This is a genomic window from Synechococcus sp. C9, assembly GCF_022984075.1.
Taxonomy (GTDB): domain Bacteria; phylum Cyanobacteriota; class Cyanobacteriia; order Gloeomargaritales; family Gloeomargaritaceae; genus Gloeomargarita.
This window is the reverse complement of sequence record NZ_JALAAD010000001.1, coordinates 127,911-145,446: the sequence shown is the minus strand read 5'-3', so window position 1 is coordinate 145,446 and position 17,536 is coordinate 127,911. Positions and strand designations below refer to the sequence as shown.

Genomic DNA, 17,536 nt, shown 5'->3' with positions numbered 1-17,536 from the left:
CAGACAGCTTGTAGCTCACTACAGGCTTTTCGATAGAAATTACTAATACCGTAGAATTACGGAAATATGCCGGGGAGCCAGCCGTTGTCCCCTCCGTGATTGTCCCTAATGAGCCTTCGATCATTCAGGGGCGGGAAGCGCGCCAACGCCGTCGCACCAGCCACCCCACCAGCCCCACCACCAAAAGGTAAGGGCTAAATACGAGCAACCACAAAGCCAATTGCACCAAACCCAGGGTGATATTGCCCAGGGTACTCGTCGCCTGTTGCCAGGTTTCCCCCAACCGCTCAGGGATAGAACGACCAGGGGTTGCCGCCAGCGGGCTGGTCAAATTTAGGCGAATGCGGGAAAAACGGACGCGGTTGAGCAAATTCACCCGTTGTGCTTCCCACTGCTCAATCTGTTCCCGCACTTGGCTCAATTCCTGGGTAACTTTCAGCACATCCCCCACCGAACCGGAGCGCTCCATGATTTTCAAGAGCAATTCTTCCGATTTACGCAAATTCCGCAATCTGGCTCCCACATCCACCAGTTGGTTGCTGACATCCTCGGCGGTGACCTCCCGGCTTTCCAGCTTGCCCAGCGTGCTGAATTGAGCCAACACCGCATCCAGTTGGGGCGCGGGCACCTGCACCTCCAAGCTCAAACGGCGCACCTCCCCCTTCATCCCGTTATCCGTCAAGTTCAGCACCTCCCCCCCCGCTTGGCGTGTCCAACCAACGGCTTGCTGGGCACTCTTGTCCATATTGTCCACTTCCAGGGATATTTGGGCAGTTTTCGCCAGTTGGGGCTGGATTTTAGCCGTATCCACCGTTTTGGCAACCTGGGTGGCGGAGAGGGCTTCCGCTTGGGTGACCGGGGCAGTGGATTCCTGGGCAACCTCCGGTTGAACCGCCGTACAGCCGGTGAGAATGGCTAACACCAAAGTTATCCAGAGGGGTTTCATCGCCCCAAATCCGTAATTTTATTTAGGGCTTGGTTACTGCCAATCACCCACATCATCATCCCCGCTTCCAACGGCGCCGTGGGGTTGGGATTGATCTCAAAATGGGACCCCTGGCGACCCAGGGCAATCACGCTAATACCGTATTCATTTCTGAGTCGCAAATCCACAATACTTTTGCCCACAAATGCCTCCGGTACCCGCACCTCCACAATGCTATTTTCCGGGTCAAGTTCCAACCGTTCAATGATATTGGGACGCACCAACGAACGAGCCAGATGTTCTCCCATTTGTTTCTCAGGATAAACCACTTTGGTTGCCCCTACTTTTTCTAACAAACGACCGTGAATATCCGTGGAAGCCTTGGCGATGATATTGGCAACATTCCCTTCCTTCAAATTCAAGGTGGTGACCACACTTTCCTGGATAAAATTTCCAATCGCCACAATCACCGTTTCAAATTCAAATAAACCCGCATCCTTCAAAGCGCCTGGGTCCGTGCTATCCAGTTCCACCGCATGATCCACCACCGCCTCATCGGAAACAGACGCCACCAGGTGTTCATCCTTATCCACCCCCAGGACTTCACAGCCCATACTTTTCAATGTCCGGCAGACCGACCGCCCAAAGCGACCCAAACCAATCACCGCAAATTGCTGGCTGTGTTGGCGACGCCGGTTCCAAAAAGCCTGCATAAAGTTCCTGCCAGTGCGCTTATTTTACCCTACCAAAAAAGTCTCCTCTGGGTAATGGGTACGCAGGGGACGGGGTTCTCGAAACAGAGCCGCCATCAGTAATAATACCCCCACCCGCCCCGCATACATGGTGAGAATAATCAATAGCTTTCCTGATAGGGTTAAACCACCGGTAATCCCCGTCGAAAGTCCCACCGTCGCAAAGGCGGAAACCACCTCAAAGAATAATTGCAAAAAAGTAAATCCATGTTCCGCTTCCGTAATTGAAATCAAGGTCAGCATCAGCAGTACCAAACTCATGGAACCCACCAATACGGCAATTGCTTTATAAATCAAAATGGGGGGAATTTCCCGTTCGTAAATAATCACCTCCTCATGCCCCCGTAAAATCGCCCGGGTTGCCCGCAATAACACCCGTAAGGTTGTCGTTTTAATCCCCCCGCCGGTGCCCCCAGGACTCGCCCCAATAAACATCAAAACAATCGTAAAAAATAAACCGGTCGCCGTCATTTTGCCAATATCAATGGTATTAAAACCCGCCGTTCTGGTTGTAACCGATTGGAACCAAGCCGCCAAAAACTGTTCCCCTAAATTCATCCGCCCCAGGGTATCGGGATTATTCCCCTCAATCAACCAAAACGCTACGGTTCCGACCCCCAAAAGCACTAGGGTCGTACTCACCACTACTTTCGTATTCAGACTAAAGGTAAACCGTTCTGGATGTTTGCAGGTGAGCCTTAAGTAAAATTCCAGCAAGACTTGATAGCCAATCCCCCCTAAAATAATCAAAACCGTTGTTGTAAATACTAACAGAGGTGCATTAAAATAACTCATGAAACTATTAGAAAACAAACTAAATCCCGCATTATTAAATGCACTAATACTATGAAAAATGCTGTGCCACAGACCGCCCCAAAATCCAAATCTTGGCACAAAAAATGCCATCAACGCTAACCCACCCAAAAATTCCAATATCCCGGTTGCCAGGAGAATGGAACGCAGGAGTCCGCGGATGCCACCCATTCCCGTTTGATCCAAAGCCTGTTGCACCGCCAATTTATCCTTCAAACGAAACCGTCGCCCTAATAACAACATCAATAGGGTCATGGAGGTCATGTAGCCCAACCCGCCAATTTGTACTAACAAAAGCAGGATCAACTGTCCCCAGAAGGAGTAATGGGTGCCCACATCCACCACGGACAAGCCGGTGACGCACACCGCCGATGTGGCGGTAAATAAAGCCGTCCATAGGGAATCCCAGCCCGGTGCCTGGGTGGACAGGGGCAACCACAACAACAGGGTTCCCACCCCAATCACCAGAAGAAAACCGAGACAAATCGTACGGGCGGGGGTCATAATGAGGTACTAGGGTGGCTTCCTAACCCTTTATACATGAACACCTTGTCTGCGCTCGGCTTAATTCTGGTTCTGACCCTCATCAGTGGTCTGTTTGCCATGTCAGAACTGGCAATTATTTCCGCCCGCAAAGCCCGCCTCCAACAACAGGCGAACGAGGGTAATGCCGGTGCCCAAAGGGTTTTGGATTTAGCCAGCAATCCGACCCGTATGCTCTCCACCATTCAAATCGTGATTACCCTCATCGGTATCCTGATTGGGGCTTTTGGGGAAGCGACCCTCGGCAACAGTTTAGAGGCTAGTTTAACCCAAATTTCCTTCCTGGCACCCTATGCGTCTGTCCTGGCGACTTTAGGGGTAGCCATAGGCAGTACCTACATTGCTCTAGTGGTGGGGGAATTGGTACCCAAACAGATAGGTTTGAGCCACCCGGAACCCATTGCCATTTTCATGGCCGCCCCCCTGGATTGGTTATCACGGCTGATGGCACCCTTCGTGACCGTCCTCAGCATTTCGGCGCAGACCATTCTCACCCTGATGGGGATTGAACCCATCCAAGAGCCGCAGGTTTCCGAGGAAGAAATTAAAATTCTCATCCAACAGGGTACGGAAGCGGGTACCTTTGCCGAATCGGAACAGGACTTGGTCGAGCGGGTGTTTCGGTTGGGGGATCAACGGATTAGTGCCCTGATGACCCCCCGCCCGGATATTGTCTGGCTGGATTTGGAAGACCCGCCCAGTAAAAATCAGCAGGAAATCTGCGAAAATAGTTACTCCCGTTTCCCCGTGTGCCAAGGGGATTTAGACCATGTGGTGGGGATTGTTTCTGCCCAGGATTTATTGGCGCAAGCGATTCAAAATCAACCCTTTGACCTCACCCGTCAACTCAGCCCGCCCCTCTATGTGCCAGAAAATACCCATGCCCTGAAGGTGCTGGAACTCCTGCGCCAGTCCGGCTCGCCCATGGCTTTGGTGGTGGATGAATACGGGGTAATTCAGGGATTGGTGACCTTTAAGGACATTTTGGAAGCCCTGATTGGGGATATTCCCTCGCTGGATGATGAGGATGAACCGGGGGCAATCCAACGGGAAGACGGCTCTTGGTTGGTGGATGGACTGTTGGGCATTGACAAATTTCAGGAATTATTTCCCATTCCCGAATTGCCAGAAAATCCCTCTTATCACACCCTCGCCGGGTTAATTATTGACCATTTAGGGCATATTCCCCAGGTGGCGGAGCAGTTTGAATGGGGTGGGCTGGGGTTTGAGATTGTGGATATGGATGGCAATCGGGTGGATAAGGTTTTAATTACCTGCCCCCAGTTGTCCAAGTAGAGTGCTATTATATCTAAGCACTGCGGGCGTAATTCAGTGGTAGAATGTCAGCTTCCCAAGCTGAACGTCGTGGGTTCGAGTCCCATCGCCCGCTTACCAATCATTAAGCCAAAAACACCGCTACTAAAGGCATTTCCACCCCTAACCTGTAATGACATTCCCTGGGTTATTCCCATGTAATTCCTTCTATAGCAGTCCTAAATGAGAATGGAATAGGGGTCCCGTCCTTGGTTCTGGGGAATCTCTGTTCACTAAGCAAGTAGGATTGCTATATCATGTTTGGGGTCGGAAATTGGGTCAGGGGCAGTACGTTGACGACCGCTGGGCAAAATTGGCTGAAGCTGACGCTTAGTTTCGAGGCAGAATCATTCTCCTACTAGGATGATAAAAAACCAGCCTATCCCCAACTCCCCGATGACCCCACGTCTGTTGGAACTAGCCCAGGTCTTTCTGCGTTTGGGAACCGTGGCGTTTGGTGGACCGGCGGCGCATACGGCGTTGATGCAAAAAGAGGTGGTGGAGGAGCGTCGGTGGTTGGAGGCGGCGGAATTTTTGGACTTGATGGGGGCGGTCAATCTCATCCCTGGTCCCAATTCTACGGAAATGGCGATTTTGGTGGGGTTGCGCCGGGCGGGTTGGGCGGGGTTAGGGGTGGCGGGGGTGTGTTTTATCCTGCCAGCATTTCTGATCACCACCCTGGTTGCCTGGGGGTACCGGGAATGGGGGACATTGCCCCAGGTGGCACCGTTGCTGGTGGGGATTAAGCCGGTGACGGTGGTGTTGATTCTGGATGCGGGCTGGCGGTTGGGGCAAAAGGCGGTGAAAAGCTCCCTCCTGCTGTGGGTGGGGGTGGGGGTGATTATTTTATCCTGGCTGGGGGTCGGGGAAGTGCTGGCACTGCTGGCGGGGGGACTGCTGGGGATTTTGGTACGGCGACCTCCGCAACCAACCCAGGGGGCTGGGTGGCCTTGGCTGGGGTTCCCGGTCGGGGTGGCGGCGATGCCCGGGGCGGAACTGCCTGCTCCGAATTTGGGGTTGTTGGCGTTGTTTTTTCTCAAGGTGGGGGCGGTTTTATTTGGGGGCGGTTATCTGCTGATCGCCTTCATTGAAAATGATTTGGTGAATCGCTACGGTTGGCTGACCCAACAACAGCTATTGGATGCGATTGCGGTGGGGCAATTTACGCCCGGGCCGGTGTCCTCCACTGCTAGTTTTATTGGGTTTCAAATCGCTGGGTGGGCGGGGGCGGTGGTGTCAACGGTGGCAATTTTCCTGCCTTCGTTTGTGTTTGTGGCACTGTTGCATCCGATTTTGCTCTGGTGTCGGCGCACAGCTTGGACGGGGGCGTTTTTGGATGGGTTGAATGTGGGGGCGGTGGCATTGATTGGAGTGGTAGCAGTGCGTTTGGGTTGGCAGATGGGGGTGGGGTCTTTTACGATGACCGTGGGGCAGGGGGTCTGGGTGCTGGGCATTGCGATTTTGAGTGGAATTCTATTATTTCGGGGGTGGGTGGCGGCGCCCTGGTTGATTGGTTTGGGCGCAGTTTTGGGGGTGCTGGGCTATGGGTTGGGAATCATTACCCCGTGACCTTTTGATGTTATTGTGAGAGCAAATCGTTCACCTTGGGAAAGCCGGTTGTGGGTTGGCGTTATGGCATTTTGGTGTTAGTGAGTTGGTTGCTCCAGGCACCGCTGGCGTTGGCTCAGGTCAACCTCAAACAGGTATTGCCGACAACCCCCACCAGCCGTTTGCAATTTTCGCCCCACACGATTGGCGTGGTCATTGCCGGTGCGGTGAACCGGGTGTATGTGGTGAATGCCCAGCGGGGGCAATGGTTGCGGGTGGAACCCCAGAGTATGGGTGCCCGGGCGATGGTGTTGGTGTTTGATCCACAGGGGAAGCAACTGGTCGGCTTGGGTAATGGGGCTCGTCCCTGGGAATACCAACTGCCCGCCAGCGGGGACTATTATGTTTTGGCGAGTAGTGGCCCGACCAACCACCGCTACCATTTCGTTTTGACCGTGTTCACCGAGGGTATGTTTCTATTCGGGTTTTTACTGAGAAATACTGCTCACGTAAGCGGGACGGAGTCCTTACTTTAATTAACACAATTCGCTTTTTCTGGGGGTATGTTATTGTGAATTAGGCTTTCAGCGATTCAACTTGTGTTGTTAGCTTTCAAAACAGAGCTAGACCTGAATAACAAGCAAAGAACCTTGGCAAGCCAACACGCTGGGGTAGCCAGACACGCTTACAACTGGGGTTTAGCGGTCTGCAAAAAGGCAATAGAGGAAAAGCAAAAGGTTCCCACGGCTATAGATTTGCATAAGCGGTTGGTTGCGGAGGTTAAGAAGGAAAATCCTTGGTACTACCAATGTTCTAAATGCGCCCCACAGCAAGCTTTACGAAACTTAGAGGCAGGTTTTAAGAGTTGGTGTAAGGGTGAGAGAAAATTCCCTGTATTCAAGAAAAGGGGCAGACGAGATAGTTTCTATTTAGAGGGGCGCACGAGAATTTCTGGGAACAAAATCAAGGTTCCCATCTTTGGGTGGTTAAAATGCCATGAGCAGTTGCCAGCGGTATGCCCTAAGAACGTAACCATCAGTCGTCAAGCCGACCGTTGGTTTATCTCTTTTACGTTTGAAGCTCCTGAGCCAGAACTACCAGAGAAAGAAGAAGAAGTTGTCGGGGTTGATTTAGGCATTAACAACCTCGCCGCTTGTTCTAATGGGAAAGTCTTTGCTAACCCTAAGCCCTACCGAAGAGCGAAGAAGCGCTTAAAGCGGTTGCAAAGGCAGGTAAGCCGGAAGAAAAAAGGCTCGCAGAACCGGAAGAAAGCGGTCAAGCGGGTGGCAAAAGTTCATAAAAGAATTGCAGACATCAGGAAAGACAATCTGCACAAGATTACTACTTACTTAACCCGAAAACACCGGGTGGTGGTAGTTGAGAACCTGAATGTATCAGGTATGCTCAAGAACCATAAGTTAGCGAGTAGTATCGCTGACTGCGGTTTTTATGAGTTCAAGCGACAGCTAGAGTACAAAGCCAAACTCTACGCCTGTCAGTTGGTGGTGGTGGATAGGTTCTATCCGTCCAGCCAGCTGTGTTCTCGCTGTGGTCATCAACAAAAGATACCGCTGAGCCAAAGGGTGTTTAGTTGTGAAAGTTGCAGTTTAGAGGAGATAGATCGCGACTTAAATTCTTATGTATACTCCACGTTGTAAAAGTCTTGTTTAGCCTAAATAATAGTCTCTATCTTCCACGACGTAAGCTCTTTTGATACTCTCTAGCCTCCCTCCAGGGCATGACTTGATAGCCCTCAGAACGGCTCTTATCCACTACCTTAACCAAAGGCTCCGTTCCCATCGTGCTTAGGTAGCGGCGGGGGATGTCAAGGCAGAATCCCTGAGCAATGGCCTCAGCGTACCAGCGGTCAAACTCATCCATCTCAGGTACAGGTGCCTCCAAGGGTACGTTCGGTTCCGCCCCATCTCGAATCATCTGTAGGAGGCAACCCGCAGGGTTCTCCACCACATGCTGCGAGCGGTACTGCTCAAAGGCTTCAATTGCCAGCATGACTTTCTCTGGCTTGTGTTGCTTAATCTCACGCTGGAGGCGTACACCGAGCTTTACACCCAAAGTTTCTAGCTTCTGTACAATGTCTGGATCAATGTCTGAGGCGGTGCTGGGGGCTACCGCTTGGAGTGCCACAACCTTGGAGGTGGGGCGAGGCTCAGTGAACTGCCGCAACAACTCCCGCAAGCGTTCTACCTCATCGCGCAACTCAAAGATTTCCGCAACATGCCCTCGGTACAGTTCGTTCTGGCGCTTTAGCTCCTGAATCTCAGCCTCTAGCTCTTTGATACGCTTGCGGGCGACCTCATGCAGGGTCTTGAGGCTGTATGGCCCAGGTTCAGCTTCTTGAGGTAAGGGGGCAAGCTGATGAGATTGTTCCTCGCGAAGCGACTGAATGTAGTCCTTGACTTCCGGCCATTTGTAGAGATAGCTGATAGAAACTTGAGCAACACGAGCAATAGCTGCAAAGGTGATGGTCTTGCCCTGTTGCTGGAGCGTCCGTACCGCCTCAAACACCTGTTGCCGCTTCTGCTCTTTGCGTTGCTGTTGTGCCTGGCGGAGCGTTTCAGTCTGCTTCTCACGGTTGCCTCTAGCCATGAGCCACCTCCCTGAGTTGTGGTAGCCACTGCTTCATCGCTTCCACAGTCGCTTTAGCCTCCTCGTAGGACAGCTCTGCGCCTGCTGTCTTTGCTTGTTCCATACGCTGTACTTCGCTTTGGTACTGCCGCTCGTAAAGGGGCAACTTGCCAGTGCTGGGTCGGAAACTACTACAGCCGTAGCACTTGGGGTAAAGGTTGTGAGGGCAGGGAGTCTTGGGGTCAAGAGCGCAATGGCCGTAGACGGTAAGACGGGGGTTTATCTCAATGTCTAACTCATGGGCTTTAGGGTTTTTCAGCAGGCTCTCGGGCAGGGATTGCCAGGGCAGGAACTTGTTGTCGGGGTTAAGCAGTAGCTCTTGGAAGGGGAGGTCAGCCGTTGCAACCTGCTCACGAGTGGGTGGGGCGTAGTGCTGAAAGGTTGTTGTGCTGGAAACATGGTCAGCGTAGAGTTGGGCTGCTTCTATCCCGTGCTTGACCCGTATCTCTTGGAGGCGGCTAGAGCGGGTGATTCGACCCGTGAAGTGGGGTTGTTGACCGTTGCTGTCCCGAATGTCCTCCGCTTCAATGAGATAGCGAATCGCTCGCACCATTGGGTTAACATCAGCATTTGTCTTAGGTGGTTCTGGGAGAGGTTTAATACGGCTGAATTTCGGGTAAGAACCTTTTTTGAAAACCCTGAAGTGGCAGAACAGGTAATTGTAGTCTGGGCCTAAGGTCTGTCGTATCCAAGCTTGCTGTGCTTCAATGATGCGCCGGATTTCACGGTTAGCTGGAATCTGATGCCAACGTTTGGTCTTCTGCTGAAAGAAACGGATGTACCACTTGCTGTTTTCCGCAACGAGGCAGTCAAACTGCATCTGGCAGACATCACCGGGTCGTGCGGCTGTGTACTCCTGAACCAAGTAGTGCCTTGCTAGTGGCTCTGGTAATTTGTGCAGGTGCGACTTGATAGCAGAACGAGTGGGTTCATCCAACCATACGGGGTCATCATGACGAATCTTGGGAAAGTCTCTGCGTTTAACTAAGGCTTCAGCCTCAAGGCCAGCCCAACTCAAAAACTCCTTAAGCTGATAGAGCTTTGTGTATACTGTTCGCCCTTTTATGCTTTGCCAAGCATCAATCAGGTTCAGAATGTCACTGCGCTTGATGTCTTGCAGTGATGAACATTTTCTTTGCTTAAGCACTTCGCCCAACTGTCCCAGCACAGCACGGATGGCACGGATTTGGGATGTTGAAGAATATACTTGAGCTTTGAGTAGGTAGTGCAAATACTGTTTTGCCTGCAAGCAGAACCAATCAGGTTCAATGCCATCAAAAGTAAGGAGTCGGTAGTAGGGCTTTTCATAGAAGTGCCGCAAGTCCCAGGTATTAGCGGCAAAGTCAAACGGGAGTAGTTCTTGCAACTTCTGCCTACCCTGCCAGTTGTATTGAACGGTAGCTGAAGGCTCAAAAATTATCTTGCAATAGCGACATCTGCCGTACCCTAGATCGTTACATTTGTAAATCCATCCCCTTTGACCCCTTGGACCAATGCCAGTACAAAGAGGGTTAGGACATTCCAAGTCTGCTTGATAGTTGTAGATGTAAGCAGGATTTTCACAGGAGAGGAAAGTGTATTGACCACAGGAGTTGCATCCAAGACGGACACCATTAACACTTCCGTGCGCGAAGTAAGCCTTAGTAAGTCTTCCTTGATTGCATTGTGGGCAGGTAAACTCACCTTTGTAGTCTTGAAGCCAATCCACTTCAAGAATCCCATTGAGTGTTTGATGCCTTGAAATCGGCAGATGCTTACGCTGGCTTGTACATGAGAGGTAAGTGTACTGACCGCAGGAGTTACATTCAAGCCGAACACCATTAATACTTCCGTGTGCGAAGTAAGCCTTAGTAAGTCTTCCTTGATTGCATTGTGGGCAGGTAAACTCACCTTGGTAGTCTTGCAGCCAATTCACTTCAAGAATCCCGTTGAGCGTTTGATGCCTTGAAATCGGCAGGTGTTTACGCTGACTCATGTTGATTTTCCTCCCGTACTTTTTGCAGTTCCTTTAATCCTTGCAGGCGATTGTTTACAAGTTCCAGCAACCTTTGAATCTCGGTTACGCGCCGCTCTTGTTGAGCTATTTGGGCACGTTCAAGGTCAAGCTCCATTTGTTGCTTATCTGCCTCTAGTTGTGGAATGTCTGCTTCTGTAACTCGGTGATGGGTGCAACTTAGGCAGGCGTAACGGTACTGGCAATCGCCCAACATACTGGGGCGATGGCACTCACCAAGGGGAGTCGTAACCTTCATCAGGTCAGCTAACTTTTCGTAGCGTTGCTTGCGGGGCTTGTAGGTGGTTACCCGCCCGTACATGTCCACGTATCCCTTGGTTTCTGCCTGTTTCTCTAGCCGTTCTAAAGACCGCTTACGATAATGAGGCAACATGTCGAGGGAACCATGCCCTAAAACCGCAGCAATGTACTCGTCTTCAACTTCACAATGCGCCATCACACTGGCCTTGGTGCGACGAAACATGTGGCTGGTGAGAGGAAAAGGCTTGCCCTGCTTGTCCTTGAGATTGGCAACTTCCCTGAACGCTTTGAGCCATAAGTGAATTACCATAAACGACAAGGGGCTAGGCTCATAAACAGGCTCAACTTGAAAACGCCCTCCTACTTCTGCCCCGTCCTTAAATGCTGTGGATGTTTTACAGAAAAGTTTGTTGAACTGAGAATCCTTGCCAAACTGTTCGTCCAAAAAACGTTGCTGCTCTTGCACTAACTCGGCAACCAGAGGATGCACCTGGAAATAACGCCACTGCTTCCGTTTGGCTACCCAGCGTAGTAAAAACCAGTGCTCTCCTTCCTGCTTGAGGCAATGGCGCGGCATGAGCAACATCTCGTTGATGCGGCACCCTAAAGCAATTTGCAACCGAAACAAGCGTTCCAAGGGCGCAGGAAAAAGGTCAAGATGCTCGTAGATTTGGTGCAACACCTCTTCAGGAATAGTCTCCACCTTGGGTGTCGGCTTCCTCATTCGCATGGGGGTGAATGGCAGGGTCAACCAACCCTCCTCTGCCCAAAGGCGTGTTGCAAATACCAAGGTGCTGTGCCGATGCCCCTTGTTAGCCTCTGAGATGAACGTTTTAAGGAGACTGTCTGTGATGCCTACGGGTTGGCTGTAGCCATGAGCCAGCAAAAACTCATTGAGGTGGGCTAAGCAGAGGGTATCAGCAATGATTCGTCTGGCTGAACACTTCTCTCGCACCCGCGCCTTCGCCGTAAGTTTTGCTAAATAATTCAGCCAAGGAAGCGTAATGCGTGTGAAATAGACGTTCTTTGCGCCGTGGACACGACAATACTCTTCGTCGAAGCCCAATGCTGTTAGTGGCCAGACATCTTGTTGCATCAGCGGGTCACTGCACCACTGACTACCTAGCTCTGATTGCTTGACCCGCTCATACAGGTCAGCTAAAAGTACAGCACTCATTGCTCTTCCTCCCCATCCATAAAACTTCCCAAACTCATCTCATCGAGAACATGGCTGTAGATGTCTTTGGTGGTGCTGATGGAACGATGGCCAAGCAATTGCTGCACATACTGGTCGAGGTAGCCCTGTTGCAACATCCGTGTGGCAAAAGTGTGGCGGAACAGATGTGGGTGCGCCTTGATGCCAGTACGACTGTGCAATTCTTCAAAGAGCTTGTTCAGTCGCACAAGGCTCATGGGCTGACCGCGCTGCTCCCCCTCTAAGGAGACAAACAGCATCCCGTGACCGAGCTGTTCCGCTTCGGGCGGATACTCCTCCAGCAGGTACGAACGCAGCATCTCTTGCACAGTGCGGCGGTTGTGCAGGATAGGTACAACTCGCTCAGTTCCTTTCGCCCAGGCACCGTTGGGATTATCACGCCGGACAACACGCAACCGCCCTGTCACATCCACATCCTGAACATCAATCAGATGCAACCCCAGTAGCTCGCCACGGCGCAGACCCGTCTCACGTAAGAGCATCACAATCAGCTTGTCGCGGTAGCAGAGGCAACCTTCAACCAGGCGCACGACATCCGCATCACTGAGGCAACCAGGGAAGACCTTGGGTTCTTTGAGCTTGAGCCGCTTACGACGCTCCGGCCCGCTCTTGACGATGCCCCGCAGGAAGCCGCCACGTTTACCCCAGCCGTGAGCCAGCTTGATAAACCGCTTATCGTCAATCCGCCCCTCCGCCGCATGAAACTCGTACAGCCCTTGAATGGCGGTCATCGCCTGGTTGACTGTCTTGGGGCTACGCTTGGAAACTCGCTCCCTTAAGGACTCGTGGATGACCTCCACATCACCCCCGAGCAAATACCAGTTTACGAAATCAGCCAACTCATCTAGTCCAACACTATCCCAGCTCAAGGCTTTGTACTCCAGCCACCGCCAGTAATCCACCAAGCGGTAAGCGTAGGTTTCGACCGTGTTGGCCGCTAACCCTCGCTTCCGGCAGTAGTTCAGAAATCTCTGAATTGGTTCAACGGGCAAACAGGTCTTGGAGTCAAATACACAACGAAAGTGCTCACCTGTGGCGGGGTCAATCGCTGTCTCTACGGTCACACTCATTATACGTTAAAGAATCTAAGACACATATAGCCTAGCACATAAAATCCCGTTGTTGTTGTTCTTTTTTCTTTGTTGTGTAATAAGATATTGGGGTCTATAGAAGAATGCAACCTTAAACCTGGTGAAGTGGTATCAAACTACCCTAAGCTCTAGGGGAAGTTACGCCTGTGGAGATTCCTCTGCCGGGGTTGGTTCGCCAACTAGGCATGAGTCGTTGAATCAGGAAGTCAGCAACAAGTTGAACAAAAGTTCGCTTTCGTTCAGCATTGTGTAAGTCTTTCGGAGCGGAAACTGAGTTATCATACCCACAGATGTGCTGGGGAAAATTATGGCTCTGCAACTCAATTACTTTCTACTGTTGGCGGCGGCGTTGTTTTGCATTGGCATTTATGGCTTGGTGACCAGTCGGAATGCGGTGCGGGTGTTGATGTCGGTGGAACTCCTGTTGAATGCGGTGAATTTGAATTTTCTGGCTTTTGCCAACTATCTTGACCCGGCGGACATCAAGGGGCAGGTATTTGCGGTTTTTGTGATTACGGTTGCTGCCGCTGAAGCCGCTGTCGGATTGGCAATTGTTTTAGCGATTTACCGCAATCGGGACACCATTGATATGGAACGTTTTAATCTCTTGAAATGGTAGAATAGGAAACCTCTATTCCTTGGAACCAATCATCAATCCCATCGTGGGAATGCCCATATGACCCAGAACCAAGGGCAGGGATGCCCCCCTGCGACCGCTAAGTTTGAATTTATGGAGGTGCCCTTAAGAGGCAAGATACAAGCTGAAATTTACTCCATTAACCAATTCAATAACGCATCCAACGTCAGGTGAAAATCCTGGGCAAATGCTGGCACTGGCAATGGTTCCCCCGGCGTATCATAAACAGTGGTTGGTTGGTCAGGGAAATAGACAAAAATAGATTGTTCTTCTGGATCAATTAGCCATCCCATCTGAGTTCCATGCTTGAGACAATGCAGGATATTTTTAATGACTTGAGTTTGGTTCTGCCCAGGGGAGAGAATTGCAACCGTCCAATCTGGAGCAATCGCAAAAACATTCGCCACTGCACCATTTTCCTGGCGGGGAATTCGTTCCCACAGAAATATGGAAATATCCGGCACCGTTGAACATCCGCCAAAGGTGCAACGTAATTCAGTGAAAGCCCGGGCAATTTTTTTAGGTTTTATAACCCCGTTAATTGCCGAAGCTAATTCCGTCTGAATGGCACTATGCACTCCCTGGGGCATGGGTTTTGGGATGATCACCCCATGAATATACTCGCTGGCGGGTTTCGTCTCCGGCAACTTGAGAAATTCCTCCAAGTTCAGGGGCTTCGCAGGAGTTTGTACCATTGTGAGACTCTCTTAAAATAATGAACCCTCTTACGAATTGGTAGCCATCTCACCCCATCTACTAATTTTAATTTATGGACACTTCTTGGTTCTGGAAAATTTTTGTTCGTTCATCGAGTCGGATGGCTATAGTAATCTCAAGCAATTTATGTCAGCCACAGGGCTACTCAAAAAGCCACCTGTATTCATTCATGGCTATTAAGAATGACCCCTGAGTTGTTCATAACTGCTGAGCACGGGGCTTATGGCTACACTAACGCCGATGGTCAAGCGTTCCTAAACCCTCTGGAATTGCCCCACCCTAAAATCCCAACCCCAACCCGTCGGGAATGTTTCGACCAATCAAAACGACTTGGGTGCGCCGAGATTCCTGTTCCTTCCAAGGGCGGTCGTAGTAAGTATGTATGCGGGTGCCTACCCCTTGGATGACGAGACGCAGGGGTTTGCCTGCCACATTCGCCCAACCCTTGGCTCGATAAATTTCATAGTGGTTGATCATTTCCTGCAACCGTTGGATGAGCAATTCCGGCTGGGCAATGGCTCCCCCGGTCAGCACCACCGCCTGCACTTCCTGGTCGTGGTCGTCCTCGTCGTGTTCCTGGTCATGGTGGCTAGGACGTTGGGCTAAATCATCTTCCACCGCCATCCCCTGGGCAAGCAATACTTCCACCGGCACTTGCCCGTAATGACAAGGTATGATTTTTACCCCCGGACGGACTTGGGTTTGTAACCAGGTGATTAATTGCGTTTGTTGCTCGGAGGTCAGGGTATCGGCTTTGTTGAGGAGTACCAAGTCAGCACAAGCCAATTGGTCTGACAATAATTCTGCCAAAGGGGTATCGTGTTCAGTCAGGGGTACACCGTCAGTATAATAGCGGGACAATTGCCCGGTGAGCAGATTCTCCCCATCCACCAGGGTAATCACCCCATCCACCGTTGTCCGGGTGCGAATATCCGGCCAGGTGAAGGCTTGCACCAGGGGTTTGGGCAGAGCCAGCCCGGAAGTCTCAATCAAAATCCCCGTCGGTGGGGTCGGTCGCTCCAGCAAATACCGCATGGTGGGTAAAAAATCCTCCTGCACCGTACAGCACAGGCATCCATTGGTCAGTTCCACCACCGGCGTATCGCAACAGTTTTCCAATAGGGAGCCATCAATTCCCACTTCCCCAAATTCATTCACTAAAACCGCTAAACCGGCACTCTGGGGTGATTGCAATACCTGGCGAACTAAAGTGGTTTTCCCTGCTCCCAAAAAGCCAGTGATTACTGTGACTGGAATTTTACTCATCGCTACCTCAAAAGTGGAACGAAATACAGGGCATCAGTATTACTGGAATCAACCGAACATCTTAGCCATGCGATGTAGAAATTCGGGAGAACTCAAATTAGGAGATGCCCCTAAAATTGGTGATGTCCAATGGATAAAATTACCCAGGAACTACTTAGACGGAACCAGGGGCGGAATGCGTCCCAACACCCGATTTTTTAATAATTCTGGTCGTTCCCCGTAGGGTACAAAGCCATCCGTTTTTTCCCGATGTAATTGGGCTAATTGCACCAGGGCGGTTACGGTTTCCGAACGCTGGTCTTGCGCCGGTAATTGCCCCAAAACATAGGAAAATTTACCAGGGGCAGTGATCGCTACCGCACAGGAATTGAGGCAGGCACTTAAACATTTAACGGCTTGGAGTTGGATGCCCGAATCCGCTAAAGCCACCTGCAAATCCTGAAGCAAAAATTCTCCCGCACTGGTGCCAATGCGTTTGCCATCTTCCCAGGTACTCCCACAGGTGGTGCAGACAAACAAAGTGGAATCAACGGTCATAAATCACACCCCAAATGATTGTGTCAATTGAATCCTGCAAAAATTAATCTTGAAAAACGGGAAAGAACCCGTCTATTCCAGCGACCCATAGCAATTTCACCCAATTTAGAGATGGATTTTCAAGGAAAGTAAGTCCGGGAATTAAGCCCCGACAGCTACTATTCCCAATTCCATGAAAATTGCTGTGAAAATCGGCTATTCCCACCGGTGAAAACGGTTCAACGGTGCCGATTTGAGTAAGGATCAACTAACCTGGGGCGGGGGAAACAATTGCATTCATCTGTACCTCGCAGAATTTAGGACAACACCGGCGGGCATCCTGACTCAGGAATTGACGCACAATTCCCTCACAGTTGCGGGACAGCGGTGGATTTGCACCACACTTTCCCCGTTACCTGGCTGGGCTGACCCCCCAACCAACCGGCTTCTATACTTTAATGCAGAATGAACCCCACTGCCAGATGAAATTTTCGATTGTTACCCCCTGTTACAATGCCGCCCCCTACTTAGCGGAAACCTTAGATTCGGTACTGAATCAAACGGCAGTACGTTCCGGGCGGGTGCAGTTGGAATATTGGGTCATGGATGGGGGTTCGACGGATCACACCCTGGAATTATTAAAAAGTTACGATTACCCCAATGTGCATATTCATTCTGCCAAAGACCAGGGGATGTATGATGCTTTGGCGCAGGGGTTTTCGCAAACCACAGGGGATGTGATTGCCTATCTAAATGCGGGGGATTTTTATTACCCCCAAGCCTTTGCGGTGGTGGCGGATATTATCCAAACCGGTCAGGTGGATTGGTTAACGGGTTATCGGGTAATTTACAACCAACATTCCCAGGTGATTCACATGGATTTGCCCTACCCCTACCGGCGGGAATTGTTTGCCTATGGTTTGTACAACCAAGCCTGGTGTCGGGTGCAACAGGAATCCACGTTTTGGACACAAAAAGTTCATCAAAAATTAGATTTACAACGCTTAAAATCCTGGCAATATGCGGGGGATTATTTTCTCTGGTTACAGTTCGCAAACCAGACGGAATTGCAGGTGGTCAGCAGTTATTTGGGGGGATTCAAACGTCATCCGGGGCAATTGTCCGAACGGCGGGATAGGTACAATCAGGAGGTGGCGCAGATGACCCAACCGGCTCCCCTGGGGGCAAAATTACAGCACACCTGGGACTGGTGCCAATGGCGGTGGCAAAAAAAATACCCCCGGGTCTGGCGGTTTGACCCTAAAATAGATCAATGGCGTTGGTACGAGTCAATTTAG

The 17,536-nt window shown here is 50.9% G+C and carries 16 protein-coding genes, 1 tRNA gene and 1 riboswitch; of the genes, 7 read left to right on the top strand and 10 right to left on the bottom strand.

The features are described 5' to 3' along the window. Nucleotides 1-124: 124 nt before the first annotated feature. Genes MLD66_RS00720 through MLD66_RS00710 form a run of 3 tightly spaced genes read right to left on the bottom strand, consistent with a single transcriptional unit; the run spans nucleotide 125 to nucleotide 2,994 of the window. Nucleotides 125-946: a DUF4349 domain-containing protein gene (locus tag MLD66_RS00720; RefSeq protein WP_247215037.1), complete on the bottom strand. Its 822-nt coding sequence runs from the start codon at nucleotides 944-946 to the stop codon at nucleotides 125-127. Beyond that, on the bottom strand, nucleotides 943-1,638 hold the full coding sequence (locus tag MLD66_RS00715) for a TrkA family potassium uptake protein (protein ID WP_247215036.1): 696 nt from the start codon (nucleotides 1,636-1,638) through the stop codon (nucleotides 943-945). Before MLD66_RS00715 ends, MLD66_RS00720 begins: the two co-directional genes overlap by 4 nt. Nucleotides 1,639-1,662: 24 nt before the next feature. Next, the gene (locus MLD66_RS00710) at nucleotides 1,663-2,994 is read right to left on the bottom strand and encodes a TrkH family potassium uptake protein (RefSeq protein WP_247215035.1); all 1,332 of its coding nucleotides are present in this window, start codon (nucleotides 2,992-2,994) and stop codon (nucleotides 1,663-1,665) included. Nucleotides 2,995-3,030: 36 nt separating this feature from the next. On the opposite strand from MLD66_RS00710, the gene MLD66_RS00705 reads away from it, so the two are divergent. From MLD66_RS00705 to MLD66_RS00685, 5 genes are all read left to right on the top strand, one after another. Next, nucleotides 3,031-4,329: a hemolysin family protein gene (locus MLD66_RS00705; RefSeq protein ID WP_247215034.1), complete on the top strand. Its 1,299-nt coding sequence runs from the start codon at nucleotides 3,031-3,033 to the stop codon at nucleotides 4,327-4,329. 22 nt (nucleotides 4,330-4,351) lie between these two features. Continuing rightward, nucleotides 4,352-4,423 (top strand) — tRNA-Gly (locus MLD66_RS00700). Nucleotides 4,424-4,743: 320 nt separating this feature from the next. Continuing rightward, nucleotides 4,744-5,916 carry a chromate efflux transporter gene (gene chrA / locus MLD66_RS00695; RefSeq protein WP_247215033.1) on the top strand — a complete coding sequence of 391 codons (1,173 nt, stop codon included), beginning with the start codon at nucleotides 4,744-4,746 and terminating at the stop codon, nucleotides 5,914-5,916. Between the two features lie 50 nt (nucleotides 5,917-5,966). Continuing rightward, nucleotides 5,967-6,431 (top strand): hypothetical protein, encoded by a 465-nt coding sequence (locus tag MLD66_RS00690; protein ID WP_247215032.1) that lies wholly within the window; start codon nucleotides 5,967-5,969, stop codon nucleotides 6,429-6,431. A 63-nt stretch (nucleotides 6,432-6,494) separates the two neighbouring features. Next, nucleotides 6,495-7,553 (top strand): transposase, encoded by a 1,059-nt coding sequence (locus MLD66_RS00685; RefSeq protein ID WP_247215031.1) that lies wholly within the window; start codon nucleotides 6,495-6,497, stop codon nucleotides 7,551-7,553. Between the two features lie 28 nt (nucleotides 7,554-7,581). Here MLD66_RS00685 and MLD66_RS00680 read toward each other — a convergent pair whose 3' ends face one another. The 4 genes from MLD66_RS00680 to MLD66_RS00665 are packed head-to-tail and all read right to left on the bottom strand — an operon-like array spanning nucleotide 7,582 to nucleotide 13,081. Continuing rightward, entirely contained in the window at nucleotides 7,582-8,502 is a 921-nt protein-coding gene (locus MLD66_RS00680; protein WP_247215030.1) for a DUF6262 family protein, read from the bottom strand. Then, nucleotides 8,495-10,516, bottom strand: coding sequence for a hypothetical protein (locus MLD66_RS00675; protein ID WP_247215029.1), 2,022 nt, complete (start codon nucleotides 10,514-10,516; stop codon nucleotides 8,495-8,497). Before MLD66_RS00675 ends, MLD66_RS00680 begins: the two co-directional genes overlap by 8 nt. After that, a complete protein-coding gene (locus tag MLD66_RS00670) occupies nucleotides 10,503-11,972 on the bottom strand; it encodes a tyrosine-type recombinase/integrase (protein ID WP_247215028.1) in 1,470 nt (489 codons plus the stop codon). Before MLD66_RS00670 ends, MLD66_RS00675 begins: the two co-directional genes overlap by 14 nt. Beyond that, nucleotides 11,969-13,081 (bottom strand): tyrosine-type recombinase/integrase, encoded by a 1,113-nt coding sequence (locus MLD66_RS00665; protein ID WP_247215027.1) that lies wholly within the window; start codon nucleotides 13,079-13,081, stop codon nucleotides 11,969-11,971. Before MLD66_RS00665 ends, MLD66_RS00670 begins: the two co-directional genes overlap by 4 nt. A gap of 334 nt (nucleotides 13,082-13,415) precedes the next feature. On the opposite strand from MLD66_RS00665, the gene nuoK reads away from it, so the two are divergent. Beyond that, complete coding sequence (nuoK, locus tag MLD66_RS00660) at nucleotides 13,416-13,721, top strand: NADH-quinone oxidoreductase subunit NuoK (protein ID WP_247218867.1); 306 nt, start codon at nucleotides 13,416-13,418, stop codon at nucleotides 13,719-13,721. 149 nt (nucleotides 13,722-13,870) lie between these two features. Here the strand turns inward: nuoK and MLD66_RS00655 are convergent, their stop codons facing one another. The 3 genes from MLD66_RS00655 to MLD66_RS00645 form a co-directional block, all read right to left on the bottom strand. Beyond that, entirely contained in the window at nucleotides 13,871-14,434 is a 564-nt protein-coding gene (locus tag MLD66_RS00655) for a Uma2 family endonuclease (protein WP_247215026.1), read from the bottom strand. A 301-nt stretch (nucleotides 14,435-14,735) separates the two neighbouring features. Further along, nucleotides 14,736-15,722, bottom strand: a complete 987-nt coding sequence (gene cobW / locus MLD66_RS00650) for a cobalamin biosynthesis protein CobW (protein ID WP_247215025.1) — start codon at nucleotides 15,720-15,722, stop codon at nucleotides 14,736-14,738. A gap of 150 nt (nucleotides 15,723-15,872) precedes the next feature. After that, nucleotides 15,873-16,259, bottom strand: a complete 387-nt coding sequence (locus tag MLD66_RS00645; protein WP_247215024.1) for a DUF1636 domain-containing protein — start codon at nucleotides 16,257-16,259, stop codon at nucleotides 15,873-15,875. Nucleotides 16,260-16,550: 291 nt separating this feature from the next. Then, nucleotides 16,551-16,699: riboswitch (cobalamin riboswitch) on the bottom strand. 21 nt (nucleotides 16,700-16,720) lie between these two features. Between MLD66_RS00645 and MLD66_RS00640 the strand changes: the two genes are divergently transcribed. After that, nucleotides 16,721-17,536 carry a glycosyltransferase gene (locus tag MLD66_RS00640; RefSeq protein WP_247215023.1) on the top strand — a complete coding sequence of 272 codons (816 nt, stop codon included), beginning with the start codon at nucleotides 16,721-16,723 and terminating at the stop codon, nucleotides 17,534-17,536.